Here is a 20,767-nt window from a genome sequence, read left to right as displayed (position 1 = left end):
TTCCTCAGCCGCGCTCGATCCGGGTCTGCGCGCCGTACCGGTCGACCCAGAACGCCTCCAGGTCGGGCAATCCGAGTTCCCGGCGGCCGTCGCGCACGAGCGCCATGAGATCCCGGGCCCGCGCCGCCGCCCCATCGATCTCGCGCAGGCCCTCCGGCAGGTTGAGCACCCCGCCGTGTTCCGGGGGCGCCAGCCCGCGCACCAGGGTGCGCCTGATGACGCGATGCTGGCGCGTGTCGGCGTAGGTGCGATGGTTCGACGGATCGTGGTCGACGGCGGACGCGGCGCCGCGGGTCGAAGCCTGGTCGAGTTCCGGAACGAGGACCCAGAGCTGCTGCGCTTGGTAGCTCTCGATGGAACCCGCGACGTTCGCGGCCACGCCGCGGTAGTGGCAGTAGTCGACGAAGAAGCGCAGGTCCTCCAGGCTCAGGATGCCCCGCTGGCCGAGCCCGTCGCGCTCCAGCAGGCCGTTGATGTCGACCATGCCCTCGCCCGCCGTGTCGACGAGACAGACGTTCGACACCTTGGACAGGATGGACGTGTCGATCATGATGGCGTTCGCCCCGCTCTCCGCGGTGACGTCCACCATCGCCTTGATGACGGAGCGAGTCGTGCGGTTCGCGCCCGCAGCCACGCGCGGGAAGTAGCGGCGATGCTCGAACAGCTCGTTGACCCGGATGTGCGTGCTGTCGGAGCCGGGCGGCAGCGCGCCCCTATGGATGAGGCTCGCGAGCGAGACCTGCCCCGGATCAGTGAAGAGCGGCTCGCCCGTGCGCTGGTCGCGCAGCGTGCCGATAGCGTAGGGCGAGATATCGAACGAATCCGGGTCGTCCGGGGAGCTCGGATTGAACTCGCGCAACTCCACCAGCACGCGGCGGACAGCATCGCTCCGCTTGCGTTCGTTCCACAGGTCGAGGTCCTGCGCGAACAACACCGACATTACTTGGGTATGGCTGAGCGGTTCCGTCCGGCGCAACGTCAGGACCACCTCCTGCAGCACCTCGGCGACCTTTTCGACCTCCATCCCGTCGACCCCGACCTTAACGAGGTTCACGGGATGGACCCTCGTTCCCATCGACAGCGCGACGCCGATAGCCGCCTGCGCCGCCTTGCCCGCGATCTCGTAGCGCGATTTCTCGATCGCCTGTCCCGTCTGGGAACGGCGGAACAGGAGTTGGTCCTCGCCGATGTTCGTGCTCAGCTGCACGTCGAGCCCGCGTTTGAAGTCGAGCACGGCGTCGCTGATGTCCATGATGTTGCGCGGGCTGATGTTGCCAAGCGCGCTCTTGGGATCCTCGCTGTCGATGATGCGGCCGCCGCCCAGAACCGCCTCCCGGGCCTCCTGCGCGTTGAACACGCTCACCAAGAGCTTCCGGTTGTGGGCGACGCGGACAAGGGAACTCATCTCTGCCTCCGCCATGATCGGAAAGTGGTGGGCGCGCTGGGCATCGCGCCTCAACGGTGCGCGCCGCTGGACGCGCGCCTGGCACTGCAGGTACGGTAAACAGGTCAGATCAAAGAATGGATTCGCTGCGAAACGAGGCAAAGGCCGTTTTATTTCGTTTGCGTAATCCCCTTCACCCCCATATCACCATCAATTCTGCCTGATTAGTATCAGGCATGGGGCATGCACCTAGTTCATTTTGCGTATGGACCGCGAATACGTTCGCCACCATTGCCAGAACGTAACAAGGTTACTCGTGATAACAATCACACAGCAAGGTAGCTTTGGTGGAATTCAAATAGCCACGAAAGCATTTTTGCTATTCTTAATTGGAAGGATTACATACTATAGTATGTTTGCGCTGTATTATATATGGGCGCTCGGGCGAGGGCACATCACGCACCGTGCGGCGATCAGCCCGCGTCGGGCTTTTTGTGGCGGAACAGGCGCTCGGTGGGGTTGTCGCGCCAGCGGTCGGCGTGACGGATGTAGCGCAGCGCGACGTCGGTGCTGCGATGGCCGGTCTGCTCCATGATCTTCTTCAAACTCGCCGCGTCCTCAGCGGCGGCGGTGGCGAAGCCGCAGCGCAACGAGTGGGCGGAGAACCGGCTGCTTAGGTGCCGCGCCGTCTCCGGTCCCTGGCTCCAGCGGATCAGGGCCTCGTCGGTCTCGCCGATGGCCTCGGCGGTGGCCTGGATCACCCGCGCCACGGTGCGGTCGGAGAGCCGGCCGCCGAACGCCCCGCCCTTGTTGATCGCCACGAACAGCGGTGCGTCGGCGTCGCTGGTGACGTAGACGGCGCGCCAGCGGCGCAGCGCCTCTACCGGGCAGACCGCCGGGTCGTCGGCGGCCCAGATCGCCGCGGTGCGGCCGCGCTTGGTCTTACCGCCGCGGATCGTCACCTCGAGCCCCCGGCCCGGCACGACGACGACGTCCCCCATATCTAGCCCGACCAGTTCGCTCCGCCGGGTCGCGGCGCCGAAGCCGAGCAGCAGCAGCAGGGCGTTGCGCCGGCCGGCGGCGCTGTCCGGTTGGGCGGTCACGAGACGGCGCAGCAGGTCGGGCAGAATCGGCGCCGCCTGCTTGACCTTGCGCCGCGCCTGCAGGGCGGCGACACCGGCGAGCTGGTCGGCGATGAAGGGGTGCTTGGCGTCGAGCGAGCGGCCGGCGAGGCGGTGGGCGAGCAGGATGGCGGACAGATGGACCTTGAGAGTGGGCAGCGCGCGGGTTTCCGAGGCCTTGGCGAGGTACATGCCGACGACCCGCGGGTCGGCGTCGAGCGGCGGGAAACCGAGGCTGTCCGCCCAGTCCCGGTAGCCGGCCCAGGCGGCGCGGTAGGCGCGGGCGGTGTTGGCGCTGTAGCGGGCGGCGACGGTGCGCGCGGCGGCCTTGGCGAGGCGCTCGATCTCGACGATCTGCGCGGGCGTGTGCACGCCGGGCAGCACGAGGTCGTCGAGGAGGTTGGAGCGGATGACCGCGCCGTCGCCGTCGGAAGCCGTGGTCACGGCGACGGAGCGGACGAGGTCGGCGGCGCGGTCGGCGGCAGCGGGCGGAGGGGGCATCGGGGCGACTTCTCCTTTTAGGAGATGATACCGTGATGTCCTCGCTTTTTTCAAGTCCGACAACCGCGCTTGTCGGACGGAATCGCGAGTCCGGTCGATGGGGCAATCGGCAACCTCCCCATGGGCATGCCACGCCGCGACCGCTCGCGTTGCGGCAGCCCGAAGCCCCAGCACTTCAGAAAAGAATTCGACAAAAAGTGAGAGAATGCCAACGCGGCCGCATCCGCCAGGAGGGATTGACTCCCTGGCCAGCAAGACTAATTTTCCAGCAAACGGAGGAAGATCCTAGGAACGAAGAGGCGCCGAATCCTATTTAGATTCAGCGCCACATTGCCCCGGGGGACCCAGAACACCGTTTATGCCGGATTTTTACTCTTTATGCCGGACTCAACATTCGGGATGCCCGCCGCCCTTACCAGCGGCGCAGCGGACCGACGTCGACGTGGACGAAGTTGCTGCTGGGATAATAGCCGACGCCGCCGGCCCGCAGGCTCAACGCGGCGCGGTGCAGGGTGCGCAACGGCAGGCCGGGGATGCGGATGTCCACCGCCTTGCCTTCCATGTGATAGCTGTGCGTCGCCACGCCGTCCGGGTCGGCCTCTTGCAGCATCGCGTTGGTCTGCGGCGAGCGGTAGGCGGACACGATCTGGATCGGCCCACGGGTGCCGACGCGGTTCTGCAAATGGAACAGCACGTCCAGCAGGCGCGGGTCCATGGCGTGGACGGCGCCGTTGTGGTGGTCGCGCATCAGCCGGTTGATCTCGCGCATGCCCTCGCGCAGGTAGCGGCCCTGCGCCCAGTACGCGGCCTTGACCTGTTCGCCCGTGTGCATGTTGACGAAGGCCAGCCGTCGCGGCGGCGCCTTCACCAGAGCCAGGGATTCAGCGGGTTGCAGAACCGTCGCGGCCGCCGTCGCGGCGAACCCCAGTCGCAGGAACTCCCGTCGTCCGACGCTCAATGCCGGTTTGGAGAGGTCGCCCTCGTCCGCCATTTGGCCTCCTTCAACTACCAAAGCCCATACGCCTCAGCGGGGCATTTACTCCGAAGGTTCGGCCTCTTTAGGCGGTCGCTACCTCTTTTTGTCAAGCGACCAAAGGTTAACGGCTCCGTTAACGCTCGCTTTCCCGCGACCTTTCGTGTTTCGTTCCTGCAACACAAAAGACGCCAAGACGCGGCTCCGCGCCGGGAAACGGCGCGAATCGGGAGCGAATCGGGAGTCGTAACGAGCGGCGGTTTGCCGCACCGGCCCTTCAGCGCGCCTCGGCGATGCGTTGCGGGCCGCCGCTGCGGCGGGCGAAAGCCTCCAGCATCTCGGTGTCGCGACCGTAGATATCCTCGCGGAACTGCACGACGCCCGAGGCGTCCACCCAGGCGGTCTGGTAGAGCAGGTGCACGGCGACCGGCTGCTTCAGCACCACCGTCTTGGTCTCGCCCGTGGCGAGCTGCTGCTGGCGGCGCTCCACCGGCCATTCCGGGTTGCCGGCCAGCACGAAGTCGGCCAGTTCCAGCGGCTTGCCGACGCGCACGCAGCCCGACGAGAAGGACCGCGCATTCTTGTCGAACTTCTCGCGATTGGGCGTGTCGTGCAGGTAAACGTCGTAACCGTTGGGAATGTTGAACTTCACCTGCCCCAGCGCGTTCTGCGGGCCGGGGTCCTGGCGCAGGCGCAGCTTGGCGATGTTGCTTCCCATCCGCTGCCAGTCGATCTGCCGGCTGTCCAGCCGCTCGGCGTTCGGCGACCAGCCGGCGAAGACCGAGATGTTGTGGCTCTCCAGATAGCCGGGGTCCTTCAGCACCTTCGGCAGATAGTCCTCGCGGGCCAGCTTGACCGGCATGGTCCAGGTCGGGTTGAGGATGATCGAGCCGATGACGCTGGAGAAGACCGGCGTGCGGCGCACCTTGGTGCCGACGATGACGCGCATCTCCTGCACCACGGCGCCGTGGTCCACCGCCTTCAGCGTGTAGTCCGGCACGTTGACCACCACATGGCGCGGCCCGAAATCGTCGGGCATCCAGCGCAGACGCTCCAGGCTGGCGAGGATCTGACCGACGCGAGCGCCGGCGGTGACGTTGAGCGCGGCGACCGTCGAGGCGCCGATCACCCCGTCCACGGTCAAGCCATGGCGGGCCTGGAAGCGTTCCACCGCCGCGCGCAACGCCGGGTCGTAGACATCCGCCTGCCCCGCTTTCGGCTCCGGCAGCGTCGCGTCGAACTCACCGGTCACGGCGAGGCGCTTGCGCAACGCCTTCACCACCGGGTCGCGCCGGCCCGGCTCCAGCTTCGTCACCTGAAGCGCCGGCACCGCCGGCCAGCCGCCGGCCGCCTCCAGCGCGCGGTAACGCGTCAACGCCTCTTTCAGCGCGGCGTACTCAGCCCGGACCGGCGCCAGCGCCGCCAGCACGGTGCGCGGCTCGGCGGACTCACCGACGCGTTGGACGAGATCCGCCGTATCGAGCGCCTTCGGCTTGACCTCGGCGAAGTCTGGGCTGATCGCCTTGGGCGCCATACGGCCGCCGTGCAGGTGCGTGCCGTACTTCATCACCGCGTCGGTCAGCAGAAGGTCGAGCGCCGCGCGATCCTCTGGTGCCCCGGCCGGCGCACCGGGGTCCAGGGCCGCCGCGATGGCGTCGGGGTGGTAGTCGGCAACCGTCAATCCCTCGGCATCCGCCGCGCGCAGCACGGCGAGCACGCCGCCGACCGACGCTTTCGGCGCGCCGGCCTCGTCCAGCCACACGGGCTGAAACCCGCGCTGGGCGTACAGGCGGCGAATCGGGGTGAGGTCCACCGGGCGACCGGCGACGATGCGGCTGTCCTGCGCCAGACGCTTGGCGATGGCGGCGTCGAACCCGGCGCTCTCGGTACTCTCCTGCGCCGCAGCGCTCGCGACACCAGCCGGCACCAGGAAGAGGACGAGCAGCAGTCGCGCGAAACGTGTCATCGGTGCCTCTGGGTTGGCGGATCGATAATCCATGAAACTTGGCCTTGTCCAGAAGGTGTTTCTCAAATGCCGCAGGCCGTGATATTAACGCAACATTCTGGTTTCGATCTCACGTATACGAATGACTGTTCCGTTTAGGCTTCGGTAAGAACTGTGCATGCACAATGTCGGCAGCGAAACCATGCGTTGCGGCGTGCCTAAGTGTCGACGCAGACCGTAGTACTCCCCCCTCCCGGTTCTCCCCTCAGGCCCGACCGCCTCGCTGAGGTGTTGGAGCGGCACGTCCGCTGGGTCACGGGACAACCCGGCGGCGTGCGCGCCAATCTGGCGCTGGCCGACCTGGAAGGGGTCGACCTGACGAACCGCGACCTGCGCGCGGCGCGGCTGATCGGCGCGCGCCTCGCCAAGTGCCGGCTGCACGCCACCAACCTCGCCGGTGCCGACCTTTTCTGTGTCGACCTGTACGAGGCCGACATCACCCGCGCCAACCTGTCGCAGACCGACCTGCGCGGCGCCCGGCTGCGGGGCACCGACTTCACCGAGGCGAACCTGCGCGGCGCCGACCTGTCGGCCGGCTCGACCCATGCCAGCAAATCCTCGCGGTCCGAGCGCGACGCCGCGCAGGCGGAACTGCGCATGGCCGTGCTGGAGCGCGCCGCCCCGGCCACCGCCCGCAGCGCGCAGGGCGTGTGCACCGACATGACCGGCGCCGTCCTGCGCAAGGCGGTGCTGACCGAGGCCGACCTCACTGACAGCATCCTGCAAAACGCCGACCTCAGCTGTGCCATTCTGGTGAACACCAACCTGACCAACGCGCGCCTCAACGGCGCCAACCTGACGGGGGCGACGCTGACTGGCGCTGTGTTCCGCAACGCCGATCTGGTGGGCACCCGTCTGGTCGACGTGGATTTCAGCCAGGCGGAGTTGGCCGGCGCGCAGATGGCGCGGCCGATCGACTCCATGGGCTCGGAGATCCAGCGCGCCATCTTCGACCACGAGCGCTGGATCGACACCGGCGGCCTGCGCGGCGAGCGGGCGGAACTGGACGGCGCCGACCTCAGCCGCGCCGACCTGCGCGGCGTCAATCTCAGCGCCGCCAGCCTGCGCGGCGCCAACCTGCTGGGCGCTTCGCTGGCCGGGGCGCGTTTGATGATGACCGACCTCTCGGGCGCCAACCTGGAGGGCGCCAACCTGATCGGCGCCGATCTGGCGGGCGCCAACCTCAGCTACGCGCGGCTGGAGGGCTGCGACCTCACCGCCGTGCACCTCGGCCCGGCCGAGATCAAGGACCCCAGCGGCCGTCCCACCGGCCGCTCATGGGCGGCCAACCTGATGGGCGCCAATCTGGCGCGCGCTTTCCTGACCGGCACCTGTCTGGTCCAGGCGAACCTGAGCGACGCCAACCTGGAGGGCGCCGATCTGGAGGGCGCCGACCTCGCCGGCGCCAAGCTGCTGCGCACTCAACTCGCCGGCACGGGTGTGCGGCGGCGCTAAGCGCCACGTTTCCGGTTGCATTCGTATGCGCTTTGCGTGAAGCGTAGGGGAAATCCACCATTCCCCCACGACCATCGCGTGAACCGTCTTGCCTTGAGCGTGGCGCTCCTGCTCGCGGCCGGCCCGGCGCTCGGCGACGGGCTGGCGCCGTCACTGTCCGGCCCATCATTATCAGATTGGGGCGGCACCGGCCTGCTGCTCACCCCCACCGCGCGCATGATGCCGGAAGGCACCGTCACCGGCGGCGTCTCGCTGATCGGCGACCTGCACCGCCACGTGTTCGCCGGGGCGCAGCTGTTGCCGGGCCTGGAGGTCACGGCGCGCGACACGATGTACCCGAACTGGTGGGGACTCAGCGATCCCGGCCTGGACGTGAAGCTGCGCCTGCTGCGCGAGGGGGAATGGTGGCCGGAGGTCGCCATCGGCGGGCGCGACGTCACCGGGTCGGGCTTCGACCTGCCGGGCAAGGGCCGCTTCGCCGGGGAGTATCTGGTGCTGTCGCGCCGGTTCTGGAACGTCGACGCCAGCCTCGGCCTGGGCTGGGGCCGCTTCGCCGGGGGCGGCGGGTTCGCCAACCCGCTCGGCGGGCGTTTCTCCCGCGACCGCGACCCGAACAACCCGCTCAGCCGCGGGCCGCGCGCGTGGTTCACCGGCCGCACGGTGGCGCCGTTCGGCGGCCTGGAGTGGCACACCCCGATCGAGGGCCTCAGCCTGAAGCTGGAACACTCCGGCGACGGCATGCGCGCCGAGCGGCAGGACGATCCCCTCTTCGTGCGCGGGATGCCAGTGAACGCCGGCCTGTCCTACCGTCCGCTGCCATGGCTGGAACTCGGCGCCGGGGTGGAACAGGGACGCCGCGCCATGCTGCGCGTCGCGGTGGCGCTGGCGCTCAAGGAGGTCCCGACCGAGCCGCCATTGCCGCCGCCCCGCGTCGGCCCGCGCCCCGAAGGCCGGCCGGCCGAGGTGGAAGAGATCGTCGGCGACGCGCGAGCCGCCGGGCTAACGCCCCGCGGCGCCGTGGTTACGCGGGAACGCGTCACCCTCTGGATCGAGCCGGACGACGCCGTCCTCGCCCGCACGGTCGGCCGGGCGGCGCGCGTGCTGGCCGACGGCGCCCCGGCGGAGGTCGAGGCGCTGACCATCGTCACCGGCGCCGAGGGGCTGGACGGCGTGGCCGTAACCCTCCAGCGCCGAGAACTGGAACGCGCGCTGCGCCGCCGCGGCAGCGCCGAGGAGATCCTGCGCACCGCCCGCTTCGACCCCGCCGCGACCGCCGGCCCCGCCCCGCCGGGACGGACCCGCTGGAGCCTCGCCGTCCGCCCGACGCTGGAGCAGAGCCTCTTCGAGCAGGGCGTTCCCTACGTCAGCCGCACCTACACCGACTTCGCGCTGTCCTACCGGCCGGCGCGCGGCGTGGTGCTGGGCGGCGGCGTGCGGGTGAACCTGTCGAGCAGCCTGGACATGCTCGACACCCAGGCGCTGCCGGCGATGGAGCCGGTGCGCAGCGACGTGGCGCTCTACGCGCAACGCCGCGCCGGCATCGAGCATCTGCACGCCTCGTGGCTCGGCAGCCCGGCGCCGGACTGGCACGCGCGACTGTCGGCCGGGCATTTCGAGGAGATGTTCGGCGGGTTCGGGGCCGAGCTGCTGTACCACCCGCTCACCGCGCGCTGGGCGGTCGGAGCGGACCTCAACCGGGTGTGGAAGCGCCCGGCGTGGGAGGCGCTGCGCGTGGACGGGCTGAGCGGCCGGACCACCGGGCACGCCAGCCTCTACCTGGAATCGCCGGGTGCGGCGCGGACGGCGGTGCTGCGTCTGGGCCGCTACCTGGGCGGCGATTGGGGCGGCACGGTGGAACTGGGGCACCGCTTCGACAACGGCGTGCGGCTGGCCGCCCACATGACCTGGACGGAGGGGCCGGACGGCGGCCAGAGCCGCTTCGGCGGGCGGCTCGACCAGGGCTTCACGCTGGTGGTGCCGCTGGGTGCGGCGGGCTGGCTGCCCGATGGCGGGGCGGTGGAAGTGGCGACGCGCACGCTCGGCCGCGACGCCGGGCAACGGCTGCGCACGCCGCTGCCGCTGTACGAGACGCTGGTGCCGGCCGGCTTCGGCCGCCTTGCCGGCACCTGGTCCCACCTGCTGGATTAGCGAACCCCGATCAGCGCACTGGCGTGATCGCGCGGGTGCGCGGGTCGAGTTCGACGGTCGTCCAGTAGCCCTGCGGGTCCTGGACGTTGGCCACGTAGTTCTGGCCGTTCTTGCGGAAGTCGCGCACGGCGGTATAGCCCTGGGCGCTGAACTCGTTGAGCAGCGAGGTCTGCGACAGTTCCAGATCGTTCTGTCCACGCCCGCGCCGCGCGCTGATGTCGTCACGGCTCATGACCGAGCCGCTGGCCGTGCCGGCCGCCGCGTTGCCGGTGCTGCCACTGCCGTAGGTGTCGGTCGTCGTGCGGGTCTGGCTGCGCGGCATCGGCTGGCCGCTCTGCGTCGTCACGCGGCCGCCCTGGCTGCTGGTGGTGTTGTCGATCACCGTGCCCGTGGTGGTGGAACTGCGGGTTCCCGAAGAACTGCCGCTGTAGACGCGGGTGTCGCCACGATTCAGGCTTTCGACCTGCGGGCTTTCGGTCGGCAACCCGGATTCGCTGCTCCGGTGCGGCGTGCCCCAGGATTCGCCGGCGTCGGAGCCGGTGCCCATGGGCATCTGCGCCCGCACCGGCGCCGCCATCAGCGCCACGGTGGCCGCGGCAAGCAAAAGCGTGCGTTTCATCGGTCTCGTCCTCCCCATGCGTCAAGGTCCGGCCGAACCGGAAACGGTGCGGCCTGCGCGGTAAACAACGAGGAGAGCATCGCGTTGCGGACGCGGCGTCGGTAAGCCGAAAGCCGCGTCCGAGGGGCGCTGCGGCAACCCCGGCGCGCGTCGCCGGTGGGTGCCGTCCACCGGACGGGAACCTTAGCCCGTCGCCATTGTTGTTGACATGACACGCCGCCGCCGGGGACCGCCCGGTCGCGGCGAGGTACGGCGCAAGGAGGACGAGATGCTGTACTGGGCTCTGGTGTTCTTCGTCATCGCTCTGGTGGCCGGCGCTTTGGGGTTCGGCGGTGTCGCGTCGGCGTCGTCGGGCATCGCACAGATTCTGTTCTTCCTGTTCATCGTCCTGTTCGCAGCGAGTTTGATTTTGGGTCTGGTCAGGCGCCGCTAGGCCCATCCGGCCGCCCACTTCGGGTGACCGGTTCCCCGCGACGGGCGCCCGCGCCCGGCCTCGGCCGGACGCGCGAGTGAGTACCCCAAAGCCTCTCGATGTTAGCCTCGCAACTCGGCAACGCCCAAAGGGCGTTGCCTTTTTATTTGCCCTCAAACGCCGGGCGGCCGCATCCGCGGCCTTGGCTTCGCGCACACGTGTGCGCGGGGCCGCAGTCGCGGCCCTGTTCGTCTTCCGGCTTCAATCCTCATCGTCGCTGGGGGTGCGGCCTTCCATGAGGAGGCGGAGCGCGCGGCGGCCGCGGGAGAGGCGGGACTTCACGGTGCCGATGGATATCCCCAGGATATCCGCGGCCTCGCCGTAGGATATCCCCTCCAGCCCGATCAGCAGCACCACCTCACGCTGCTCGTTGGGCAGCATGCCTAGCGCCCGGCGCAGGTCGCGCAACTCCAGGCGCACGATCTGCGCGCCGCTGGCCGCACCAATGGCCGCCTGCCCCTCGCCGTCGATGTCCACCACCGCCTGACGGCGGCGGATGCCGTTGATGTGCAGGTTGCGCAGGATGGTGAAGAGCCATGCGCGCAGGTTGCTGCCCGGCCGCCACAGATGCAGGCGGCTCAGCGCCCGTTCCAGGCATTCCTGAACGAGATCGTCGGCCAGCGTCGCGTCCCGCACCATGGCGCGCGCGAAACGGCGCAGGCGCGGGATCTCGCTCTCGATCTGCGCGATGATCGCCGGGTCCGGCGGCCCCGGCGGCCGGGCCGGCGCCTCGGCGCCATCCTCGGCCCCGTCTTCGCCCGCAAACGCGTCCCCACCCGGCCCGACCGCGGTCGGATCGACGCTGTCGTCTTCAGCCCCCGGCGCCACCGGCACGGCGGACGACGGATCGAGCGCCGACGAGCGCACGGTACGCGCCACAGTATTCGCCATCGCTAAGACGCTGCCTCCTGGTCTGTGGCTTTCCATCCGTTCCTGAACAGACGGATTAATCATCCTGACGCTCTTGGCGCACGACACCTGAGTTAACGCCAGATGCCCTCAAGACAACCGCTGCCATGTCAGTACGTAATGACCACGCCGGACCACCGCCAGTTGGGAAAAAGGCTAGGTAAAGGTTCAATTTTGTGAGATTGCCGCTTAACCCTACCCCCTCTTGGGGGTGTAGCCGGAACCTTTACTTAGGAGCAGCGTATTCGCCTGTGGATCGGCGCGAGGGGGCCGCGGGGCCACCCAAAACAAAAGGACCGGACGAGTTCCCTCATCCGGTCCGTGCAAGAGAGTGCGGGATGACAATTCAAGAGACAGACGATCGTGCGTGGTACCCATTCCTCCCCGTCGCAGCTGTCAATGGTTCTATGCCACTGCTTCTGCCGCGCGTTCTTCCCCTAATCGCTTCTTTTTTTCTTTCGTCTGCTCGAACCCGCCTGAAGGTGACCATACAGAAGCTCCGGAATTCGCAACATCCGGACATTGGGACTAGGCACGCACTCTTCTCGCATACACCCATAGTCCGCTCGGGGTGCCCCGCCAGCCCTGACCGGCCCAACCCGCAGGTCAGAATTATGAGACACACCGTGTTTGGATTGCTGCTCGCCGGAGCGGCGATGGCGCTTCCCGTCACCGCGCAGGCCGCGATGATCGACCGCACCATTCGGGCGCTGGAAGCGTTATCCGCCAAAGGCAGCGCGCGAGCACAGTTCGAGCTGGGCGCCCGCTACGAGGAGGCGAACGGCGTGTCGCGCGACGGCCGCCGCGCCCTCTACCTCTACTGCAAGGCCGCCCGGCAGGGCCACGCCGACGCCGCAAAGCGCGCCGGCCGCCTGATCCTGAAGGGTACCGCCGGCTTCCAGGACGAGGACCTCGGGCAGGCGTGGCTGCGCAAGGCCGCCTCCACCGGCGCCAAGACCCCCGACCGCTGCGAGCCGCCGCAGACCCGCTACTACGCCGTACCGACGCCGCCGCCGGAGCACATCAAGGCGCTGGTGCACAAGATGGCGCCGGCGTACGGGCTCGATCCGGCGCTGGTCCTGGCGGTCATCTCCGTGGAATCCGCCTTCCGCGCCGACGTGGTGTCCAACAAGAACGCCATGGGCCTGATGCAGCTGATCCCTGAAACGGCAGAGCGCTTCGGCGTTCGCAACGCCTTCGCGCCCGAGGACAACATCCGCGGCGGCATGAAGTACCTGCGCTGGCTGCTCGCCTTCTTCGAGGGCGACGTGACGCTGGCGCTGGCCGGCTACAACGCCGGCGAGGGCGCGGTGGTGCAGTACAAGGGCGTGCCGCCCTACCGCGAGACGCAGGACTACGTGGTCAAGATCCGTTCGGTCTACGCCGTCCGGCGCCACCCCTTCGACCGCAGCATCGTCGATCCCTCGGGCATCCCCGGCTCACGCGAGATGGTGGCCGAACTCAGCTATTCCCAGCCCAGGAAGGCGGCCTCGCAGACCATGGAGAAACCCAGGCGCCGGGAAGCCGTCACCGTCGCCGACAAGCCCCCGGCTCAACCGAAAAGTGCGTCGATGGAGGACTGATCGAGCGGCGCCGGCGGCTCCGCCTCGTCCAACACGATCACCGGCTTGGCCGGAGCCGGTGCGGGGGCCGGTGCCGGAGCCGGCGGTGCGGGACCCGATACGGCGGACCCGTTCAGCAGGCGGTCCACCTCGTCCTGGTCGACGCCGTCCGCCGATGGGCCGTTCAGCAGGTGCGCGTCCGGGCGCGCGTCCACCGGTTCAGCCGGCAGGTCGGCGGGATTGACGCCCTCCACGCCCGCCACGCCCCAGATGTCCATGATCGCCATGATGCGCTGCTCGATGTAGCGCAACGCGTTGACCACCTTGGTCGTCCGCTGCCCGGTCAGATCCTGGAACGAGCAGGCGGTGAAGATGCTCATCACCTCGTGTTCGATCAGGTCGCAGGCCGCAGCGGGACCGGCCGCGCGCAGGTCCGGCACCACCTCCATGATGCGCTCGGCCGCGCCGAGGATCTCGATGGAGGCGCGCTCGGTGGACATGACGATGGCGTCCAACTCATTGGCGGCGGTGGCGATGCGGTCATTGCCGTCCTCCTTCGGGCGGATTGCGGCGATCTCGCGCCGCGCCTGGACGATGGAGGCGCTCATGTCCAGCAGCTCGTGGCGCAGCACGGCGATGTGGCGCACCGCGCTGGACGTCGCGTCGTGCTCCATCCAGGCGTCGCGCAGTTGGCCGACCATCGCCTGCACCTCGTCGATACCCATGCTGCGGGCGCGCCGGGCGTGCTCCTCCAGAAAGGCGCGGCCTTGTGGCGTGCCGGCGATGAACGCCTCGATCTGGCGGTAATCCTCTTCGCGGATCTTCACGCTACCGGCCATTCCAACGTCTCCTCCCGCAATTCCCCGACGACATGTGTGGGTTTGGAGTATTTGCCGGAAATGATCGCCAACACAACCTTGGCGCACGGCGAACAGAAGATCGGGCCGGCAAAAATATCGTCCCGCTACCACCAAATTTCATGCCCGGCGGCCAGTCTCACCGACGAGGACGACCGCGCCGTCCAGCCCCGCACACACGCCGCGCGCCGCCGCCGCCATCAACGCCCCCCACGCTTTTCAAGCCGAACCGGCGCCGGCCCGGCAACCCGGACAAAGCGACTCGCGGTCGCCGTATGGTCAAGCTGATGGTTAATGCTTTGGTTACGAAAAGCGCATTAAGGTCTTGGCAGAACAGTTCAACCCTTCTTGTTCGAGGGACCCGCCAGATGCCTATGGCCGCCGACGTCGATACCATCGAACGCACGTCCATCGTCGCCTACACGCTCCTGAAGGAGCTGCACGACGTGCTCGCCCTCCCCAAGCAGCCCGACGACGTGACGCTGGGCATCCTGATGGGCCTGTCCATGTTCCTGGACGACAAGGTCGGCCCGATGCGCGCCAAGCGCCTGATGAGCGAGGCGCCGACCATCGTGCTGAAGACCGACGCGCACGTCACGCCCGATCAGACCGCGCGCATCATGCCGGTCATCCGCGCCTTCGCCGATCATCTCAACGAGATGAAGGTGGCGATGGAGCCGCGCACTGCCGAAGGGATCGCCTGATATTTTCCCCTCACACGGCGGGCGGGGCCATCCGGCCCCTTGCCTTCGCGCCCATGAGGGCGCGGAGCCGCCGTCGCGGCTCTTAAACAAAGCTCCCTTCCTAACTCAGCTCCCTTGTTGACCCGGCCGCCGATTGGGCCGATGCTCGTCCACGATCCGTAACATCGGATGGACGGCAAAGGCCATGGACTGGGTCACGGCGCTCGCCATCGTATCCATCGTTGCCGGCGTGACCATCAGCGTGGTCGTGCTGGTGGCGGTCGGCTCGATCCGGCGCAGCCTCAACGAAGGCACGCTCCGTCAGGCGCAGCAGGTGAAGCGCTTGGCCGAGAGCGTCACCGCGCTCACCGCCGAGCAGCAGGCGGCGCAGATCCGTATCCAGACCCTGAGCGACGCCAACCGCCGCCTGTCCGAAGAGATGGCGGCGCTGGGCGAACGCCTCGCCGACGGCGACACGTTGCGCGACCCCCACGGCTCCGCCAGACTGCTGCATTGACCATGCCCCTTCTCGACACCGCCCCCGACGCCGCCCCAGACGCCGACGCCGAGCGCGCCCGCTGGTCCGCCAGCGCCGCGCTGTGGGACCGTTGGGCCGACCCTATGGCCGAACTGGCCGACAAGCTGAACCAGCCCTTGCTCGACGCGGCCGGCGTGCAGCCGGACGCCATCGTCCTCGACCTCGCCTCCGGGGCCGGCGAGCCGGCCTTGAGCGCCGCGCGCCGTGTCGGACCGGCGGGGCTGGTCGTCGGCAGCGATCTGGTGCCGGCCATGCTGACCGGCGCAGTGCGCCGCGCCGCCATCGTCACCCCGCGCCCGGCCTTCGCGGCCGCGGACATGACCGCCCTGCCCTTCGGAGCCGCGGCTTTCGACGCGGTCACCTGCCGCTTCGGCATCATGTTCGTGCCCGACGCGTCGGGCGCGCTGGCCGAGGTGCGCCGCGTGCTGAAGCCCGGCGGGCGGGCCGCCTTCATGGTCTGGGGGCCGCGCGCCGACAACGCGCTGTTCGCGGCGGTCGGCGGCGCCGTGGAAGACCGCCTCGGCCCCGACCCGGTGCACGGCATCGGGCCGCTGTTCCGTTACGCCGAGGCGGGCAGCCTCGCCGCGGCGCTAGCCGGCGCCGGCTTCGCCGAAGCCCGGGAGACGGCGCTCACCCCCGTCCGCAAGGCACCGCGCGGCCAGCCCTTCTGGCGCGCGACGCTGGAGATGCTGTTCGGCGCCCGGTTCGCCGGCTTGGCCGTGGACGAGCGTGCCGCGTTGGAGGCGGACATCGTCCGCCGCTTCGACGCGCTGGCGCAGGGCGACACGGTTCTGCTGCCCGCCCACGTGCGGATCGCCGTGGGCGTGGCCTGAAAGCTTTCGCGCGCTTGCTCTTGCCTGGGATTTTTTGCTAGGATCAAAGTCTTCGCTAGCGAGGCGCGTCCGCACGATGGCGAACGGATGAGACGCTCGGCAAAAATGCGTTTCATAGCGTTTCATCCGACGCCGAACGGATGCAACGCTCACCGGAATCGCGTTTCATAGCGTTTCACAGTGTTTCATCCGCCACCGCCGAGCCGCGACCCTAATAATCCCACTCGAACTTCAGCCCGAGGCGGGTGTCCGAGCTGACGCCGACCCCGGCCTCGACCTTGAGGTTCTTGGTGATGTCGACCTCGACCTTGGCGCGGCTCTGATTGGCGCCGCCGGTGCCGTTGGTGCTGCCGGCACCGACACTCTGCTCGACGCCGACATAGACGCGGTCGGTGACGTAGCGCCCGGCCTGAACGGCACCGCCCTTGCCGTTCTCGCCGCCCGAGAACTCCAGCCGGTCGATGCCCAGCGTGCGCCGCACTTTGTCCAGCAGGCCGGAGCCGCCGCCGAAGCCGGCCAGCGTCGCGGCGCTCTGTGCGAGCTGCACCGCCTCCACCGCGCTCAGCGAGCCGGCCGACTTGCCGAACAGCACGCGCGCCAGCACCTCGTCCTGCGGCAGGCCCTGGGGCGAAGTCAGCTCCAGCTTCGGCTGCTTGGCGGTCCCGGTGATCTGCACCTGGGCGGTCACCTGGTTGGCGGTGGCCTCGGCCAGCAGGTCGAGGCGCGGGTCCACCGGCCAGACGCCGTCGAAGTCGATGTAACCGTGCTTGAACGTGAAGCTCTTGCCCAGCAGGTCCAGCGTGCCCTTCTGCATGGTGAAGCGTCCGGTGATCGATGGCCGGTCCGCCGTCCCGGTCACCGAGAGCTTCCCGCCGAACTCGGCGCTGAGGCCGCGCCCGCGCACGAAGATGCGGTTGTCGCCGGTGATGGTGAGGTCCAGTCCGATGGTCGGCCCGGCGGGTTCGACGGTTTGCGACGGCGGCGGTTCGGCCGGCAGCGCGGCCGATGTGGCGCGCGGGCCCGGCTTGCGGCCGGGTTTGGCTTGGGGTTTGCCTGGGGATTTGGCTTGGAGTTTGGTTGGGGGTTGGGGAACCAGCGAGCTGCCGGCCGTCGCCGTGTTGACCGTGGGCGCGCCGCGCCCGACCTCGACCACCTTCAGGTCGACCACGCTGGGCGGCATGCGGTCGGGGATCTGCACGTCCGCCTCCTCGATGCTGACCGTCCCGGCCAGCGCTGCGTTGGCGAAGGTACCGCCCAGCGTCAGGTCGGCGCCAAGGCGTGATTTCACCATGTCGATCTGCATCAGCCGGGCGTTGCGCGCCCGCAGCCGCACGTCGAGCTGGCGCGTCTCCCCAGGCGACGGGCGAATGACGCCCTCCGCCTCCAGCGTGCCGCCGCCCGGCGTGCGGCCGGTGAAGGATTGGACGGTGAAAACGTCGCCGCTGCCCACCACGCGCGCCGCGATGTCGGTGATGACGGCGCCCGACGCGCGGTTCTCGTAGCGCCCCTTGGCCAGCGTCACCGTGCCGCCGAGCTGCGGTGCGGACACCGTGCCGTCGGCCCGCACGTCCAGCACCAGCGTCCCCGCCGCCCGGTCGCCCGACGCCGCCAGCAAGTCGTTGACGAGGCTGAGCTGAACCGTCCCGGTCGCTGTGGCGTCCAGCTTGCCGCGCGCGGGCACGGCGGGCACCAGCGTCTCGGGGTTCAGCACCAGCGGCAGCGCGGCGCTGAGGTTCAGGCGGCCATCGCCGCCGCGCGACACCACGGCGCCGTTGGCGGTCAGCCGCTCTCCGCGCCACTCCGCGTCCAGCGTGGCGTCCAGGCCCGGCACGCCGGCCTGCCGGGTGGCGGCCGCACGCAGGCCGGCGACGCGCACGGACAGGTCCGCGTGCGGGCTGCGCGCCGTGCCGGACAGGTCGGCGGTGGCGTTCAGCACGCCGTCCAATTGCAAGGTTGGAGCGAACAGGCGCGCCAGCGTCAGCGGCAGCTGCTCCACCCGCACCGAGCCCTTCAGCCGGTCCCCGGCCAGCGCCGCGTCGGCCGTCAGCCGCGCGTTGCCGCTGAGCAGTTGCAGCCCGGTGACCTCATAGCGCCGGTCGGCGAGGTCGATGGACGCCGGCTGGGCCAGACGCAGGCTCTCGCCGGCAGCGCTGGCCTGGAGCCGCTCCAGCCGGATGCGGCGGACGGCACCGTCCTGCGCAAAGGTGCCGGCAAGATCGAGCGTGCCGGGTTCGCGCCCTCCCCCGCCTGTACCCGCCACCTGGAAGCGCGCCTTGGCGAGCGCCCCATCGGCGCTGGCGGTGAGGCTGGCGACCGGCGTCCCGGCCAGCGTGCCGCCCTGCATCTCGGCGCGCGCCTTGCCGGTGGCGGCGCCCAGCGCGTCGGCCACGTCGGCGGAGACGGTCAGCGTCTGTGCGGCAACCAGCGGCCCGTCCGCCCCATCCACCCGCAGGCCGCGGGCATCGGCGGTGAGCGTCGCCGCCTGCCGGCCGCCCTTGCCGTCAAGGGCCAGCGCGAAGCCGGCGGCCCCGTCCAGGCCCATGCCGGCCAGTTCCGACAGCGCTTTCAAGGCGGGCAGGTTCCCCTCCAGCCGCCCGGTCGCCGTCGTGGTGTCGAGCGCCACGCTGACGGCGCCGCCCACCCGGTTCGGCCCGCCGGTCAGCGCCAGATCGCTGAGCTTCACCATGTTGCCGTCGAGCGCGTAACTGCCGTCCAGCGCCAGCCCGACCCCGGCAAGCTGGGCGCGCGCCTGCACGCTGCCGTGCGGCGCGCCGGGCAACCCCGCAGCGGTGGCGGTCAGCTCCGTGTCGCCCAACCGCCGGCCGTCCAGCACCAGCCCGCGCCCGGTCAGGCGCGCTCGCGCCTCCAGCCCATCGAGCGGCCCGCGCGCCGTGAGGTCCAGCGCCGCGCCGCCCTGCATGGGCTTTTCCAGCGCCGCGCCCAGCGGCTCCAGCCGCGGCAGGTCCAGAGTGGCGTCGGCCTCCAGCCGGCCGTTGGCCAGCGCGGCTTTGCCGGCCAGCGTGGCGTTGGCGCCCTCGACGCGCAGTTCGTTCAACCGCACGCCGCCGTCCTTTTCGGCCGCCGCCTTCAGCGTCAGCCGCGCATCGTCGCTGAGCAGAGCGTCGGCCGGCGTGCCGGTGTTCAGCCCCGCCACCCGGCCGCCCAAATCGGCCTGCACCGCTCCATCGCGCACGGAAACCGGCCCCTCCAGCACCGCCGCTCCGGCGAGCGGCCGCCCGGCAAGCTCGGAAAGCGTCGCCAGATCGTCCAGCGCGAGGCGCAGCACCGCGTCCGCCGTCTGCCCCCAGCCGGCAGCGGTGCCGTTCGCCGCCAGCGTGCCGGCTGCGCTCGCCAGCGTCAGGCCGTCGAGCCGGACCTGCCCGCCATCGGGATGCACGGCGCCTTTGGCGTCGAGCCGCACCTCCGGCCCGGTGACGGAGGCCAGCTTGGGATCATCCGCCGCCACATCGCTGACCACTGCGCTCACCGAGAACGGCAGATCCACCGCCGTACCGTCCGCGTTGAGAATGACCCGCGCATCCCGCCAGCGCACCGGAGCCAGCGCGTGCAGCGCCGAATCCGGCCCGGCGGTCACCTCGGCTTGGAGGGCGACGCGCTGGTCATCCGGCCGAACCGTGCCGGTCAGGCGCAGCGTGCCGGCGGCGACGGTCGCGGTGAGCGGGCGCAGCGTCAGGCCGCGGTCGTTGCCGACCAGCACCTCGGCGTTCACCGCCGGCCGCGGGCCGACGAGGTCGGCGGCGGGGGCCGGCAGCAGGCGCGCCACGTCGCCGCCGGCCGCCAGAGTCACCAGATGCCCGACGGGATCGGCCTTCACCGTGGCGTCGGCGGTCAGGTTGACCACATCGCCGCCGGTGGCGGTCAGCCGCCCCTTCCAGTCGGCCAGCGTGCCCTGGCCGTCCAGCGTCGCCTCGACCGGCGGCAGGCCGGGGATGTTCAGCATGCGGGCGATGACGCCGCCGGCCGGCTCCGACGCCTTCAGATCCAAGCCCAAGCGCTGGTCGTCCGGATCGAAGCCGAGCGTCAGCGCCGCGCGGCCAGGCCGGTCGTCGATGCGCGCCACCTCCAGCGTGGTGTCCAGCCCGTCGCCCCCGGCGGCCAGCCGGGCCGAGCCGTTCACCGACAGCACCGCCGCTTCGCCCAGCAGCGCCTCGCCCAAGCGCAGTTCGCCAACCGCGAGGCGGTCGAGCGCCACAGTGACCGGCAGCTTGGGCAGCGCCGGCTGCGCCGAACTCTTCGGCTGCGGTTCGGCGGAGGCCGCCGGGGGGCGCTCCACCACCACCTGGGCGGCGGAGAGTTCCTTGATCTCGACGCGCCGCGCCGGCAACGCCATGGGATTCAGCGCGAGGTGAGCGTCGCGCAAGGTCAGCCAGACACCCTCGCGGTCGGCCATGCGGATTTCGGACAGCGTCAGGTCGAACGGCACGCGGCCGCTGAGCGTGCCCAGCCTCAGCGTCGCATCCGGCCCCGAGGCCGCCCCTTCGATGGTGGCGACCAGCCAGCGCCGCCCGGCATCCGTCTGCAACCACCCAAAGCCGGCCACGGCGGCAACGGCGATCAGCAGAAGCAGACCGGCAAGCCCCAGAAGTGCGATGCGCAGAACCTTCAACGCCAAACCCCGATCCTCGCCGTCAGGCCCACCACCGTGAACACGCAAAAGGAGGCCCGCATTTCGACCTTGGCGGAAAT

At 69.9% G+C, this 20,767-nt stretch carries 15 protein-coding genes; 7 read left to right on the top strand and 8 right to left on the bottom strand.

All coding sequences use genetic code 11. From position 1 onward, the window contains the following. Positions 1-4: 4 nt before the first annotated feature. The 4 genes from ACSVDD_RS24640 to ACSVDD_RS24625 all read right to left on the bottom strand — a co-directional run bounded on the left by ACSVDD_RS24640 (position 5) and on the right by ACSVDD_RS24625 (position 5,945). The gene (locus ACSVDD_RS24640) at positions 5-1,405 is read right to left on the bottom strand and encodes a (5-formylfuran-3-yl)methyl phosphate synthase (RefSeq protein WP_448192061.1); all 1,401 of its coding nucleotides are present in this window, start codon (positions 1,403-1,405) and stop codon (positions 5-7) included. A gap of 452 nt (positions 1,406-1,857) precedes the next feature. Continuing rightward, the gene (locus ACSVDD_RS24635; RefSeq protein WP_448192060.1) at positions 1,858-3,006 is read right to left on the bottom strand and encodes a tyrosine-type recombinase/integrase; all 1,149 of its coding nucleotides are present in this window, start codon (positions 3,004-3,006) and stop codon (positions 1,858-1,860) included. A 412-nt stretch (positions 3,007-3,418) separates the two neighbouring features. Further along, positions 3,419-3,997, bottom strand: a complete 579-nt coding sequence (mepK, locus tag ACSVDD_RS24630; RefSeq protein WP_448192059.1) for a peptidoglycan L,D-endopeptidase MepK — start codon at positions 3,995-3,997, stop codon at positions 3,419-3,421. Positions 3,998-4,256: 259 nt separating this feature from the next. Beyond that, the gene (locus ACSVDD_RS24625; RefSeq protein WP_448192058.1) at positions 4,257-5,945 is read right to left on the bottom strand and encodes a L,D-transpeptidase family protein; all 1,689 of its coding nucleotides are present in this window, start codon (positions 5,943-5,945) and stop codon (positions 4,257-4,259) included. 267 nt (positions 5,946-6,212) lie between these two features. Here ACSVDD_RS24625 and ACSVDD_RS24620 point away from each other — a divergent pair, with 267 nt between their 5' ends. Next, positions 6,213-7,439 carry a pentapeptide repeat-containing protein gene (locus ACSVDD_RS24620; RefSeq protein ID WP_448192068.1) on the top strand — a complete coding sequence of 409 codons (1,227 nt, stop codon included), beginning with the start codon at positions 6,213-6,215 and terminating at the stop codon, positions 7,437-7,439. Positions 7,440-7,517: 78 nt separating this feature from the next. Further along, positions 7,518-9,587 (top strand): YjbH domain-containing protein, encoded by a 2,070-nt coding sequence (locus tag ACSVDD_RS24615; RefSeq protein ID WP_448192057.1) that lies wholly within the window; start codon positions 7,518-7,520, stop codon positions 9,585-9,587. A gap of 10 nt (positions 9,588-9,597) precedes the next feature. Here ACSVDD_RS24615 and ACSVDD_RS24610 read toward each other — a convergent pair whose 3' ends face one another. Continuing rightward, positions 9,598-10,206: a hypothetical protein gene (locus ACSVDD_RS24610; RefSeq protein WP_448192056.1), complete on the bottom strand. Its 609-nt coding sequence runs from the start codon at positions 10,204-10,206 to the stop codon at positions 9,598-9,600. A 268-nt stretch (positions 10,207-10,474) separates the two neighbouring features. Here ACSVDD_RS24610 and ACSVDD_RS24605 point away from each other — a divergent pair, with 268 nt between their 5' ends. Further along, positions 10,475-10,639, top strand: coding sequence for a DUF1328 domain-containing protein (locus tag ACSVDD_RS24605; protein ID WP_448192055.1), 165 nt, complete (start codon positions 10,475-10,477; stop codon positions 10,637-10,639). Positions 10,640-10,879: 240 nt separating this feature from the next. On the opposite strand, the gene ACSVDD_RS24600 is transcribed toward ACSVDD_RS24605, so the two are convergent. Next, positions 10,880-11,569, bottom strand: a complete 690-nt coding sequence (locus tag ACSVDD_RS24600; protein ID WP_448192054.1) for an RNA polymerase sigma factor — start codon at positions 11,567-11,569, stop codon at positions 10,880-10,882. A 632-nt stretch (positions 11,570-12,201) separates the two neighbouring features. Here ACSVDD_RS24600 and ACSVDD_RS24595 point away from each other — a divergent pair. After that, complete coding sequence (locus ACSVDD_RS24595; protein WP_448192053.1) at positions 12,202-13,170, top strand: lytic transglycosylase domain-containing protein; 969 nt, start codon at positions 12,202-12,204, stop codon at positions 13,168-13,170. On the opposite strand, the gene ACSVDD_RS24590 is transcribed toward ACSVDD_RS24595, so the two are convergent. Next, positions 13,140-13,988: a protein phosphatase CheZ gene (locus ACSVDD_RS24590; protein ID WP_448192052.1), complete on the bottom strand. Its 849-nt coding sequence runs from the start codon at positions 13,986-13,988 to the stop codon at positions 13,140-13,142. The genes ACSVDD_RS24595 and ACSVDD_RS24590 overlap by 31 nt on opposite strands. 386 nt (positions 13,989-14,374) lie before the next feature. On the opposite strand from ACSVDD_RS24590, the gene ACSVDD_RS24585 reads away from it, so the two are divergent. The 3 genes from ACSVDD_RS24585 to ACSVDD_RS24575 all read left to right on the top strand — a co-directional run bounded on the left by ACSVDD_RS24585 (position 14,375) and on the right by ACSVDD_RS24575 (position 16,060). After that, positions 14,375-14,710: a hypothetical protein gene (locus ACSVDD_RS24585; protein WP_448192051.1), complete on the top strand. Its 336-nt coding sequence runs from the start codon at positions 14,375-14,377 to the stop codon at positions 14,708-14,710. Positions 14,711-14,894: 184 nt separating this feature from the next. Beyond that, the gene (locus tag ACSVDD_RS24580) at positions 14,895-15,206 is read left to right on the top strand and encodes a hypothetical protein (RefSeq protein ID WP_448192050.1); all 312 of its coding nucleotides are present in this window, start codon (positions 14,895-14,897) and stop codon (positions 15,204-15,206) included. A gap of 2 nt (positions 15,207-15,208) precedes the next feature. Further along, on the top strand, positions 15,209-16,060 hold the full coding sequence (locus tag ACSVDD_RS24575; protein WP_448192049.1) for a class I SAM-dependent methyltransferase: 852 nt from the start codon (positions 15,209-15,211) through the stop codon (positions 16,058-16,060). Positions 16,061-16,271: 211 nt separating this feature from the next. Here ACSVDD_RS24575 and ACSVDD_RS24570 read toward each other — a convergent pair whose 3' ends face one another. Next, positions 16,272-20,693 (bottom strand): translocation/assembly module TamB domain-containing protein, encoded by a 4,422-nt coding sequence (locus ACSVDD_RS24570; RefSeq protein WP_448192048.1) that lies wholly within the window; start codon positions 20,691-20,693, stop codon positions 16,272-16,274. Between the last annotated feature and the right edge of the window lie 74 nt (positions 20,694-20,767).

Source organism: Azospirillum terrae, assembly GCF_053470425.1.
Note: the sequence above shows the minus strand (reverse complement) of the source record. Positions and strands in the feature narration are given on the sequence as shown.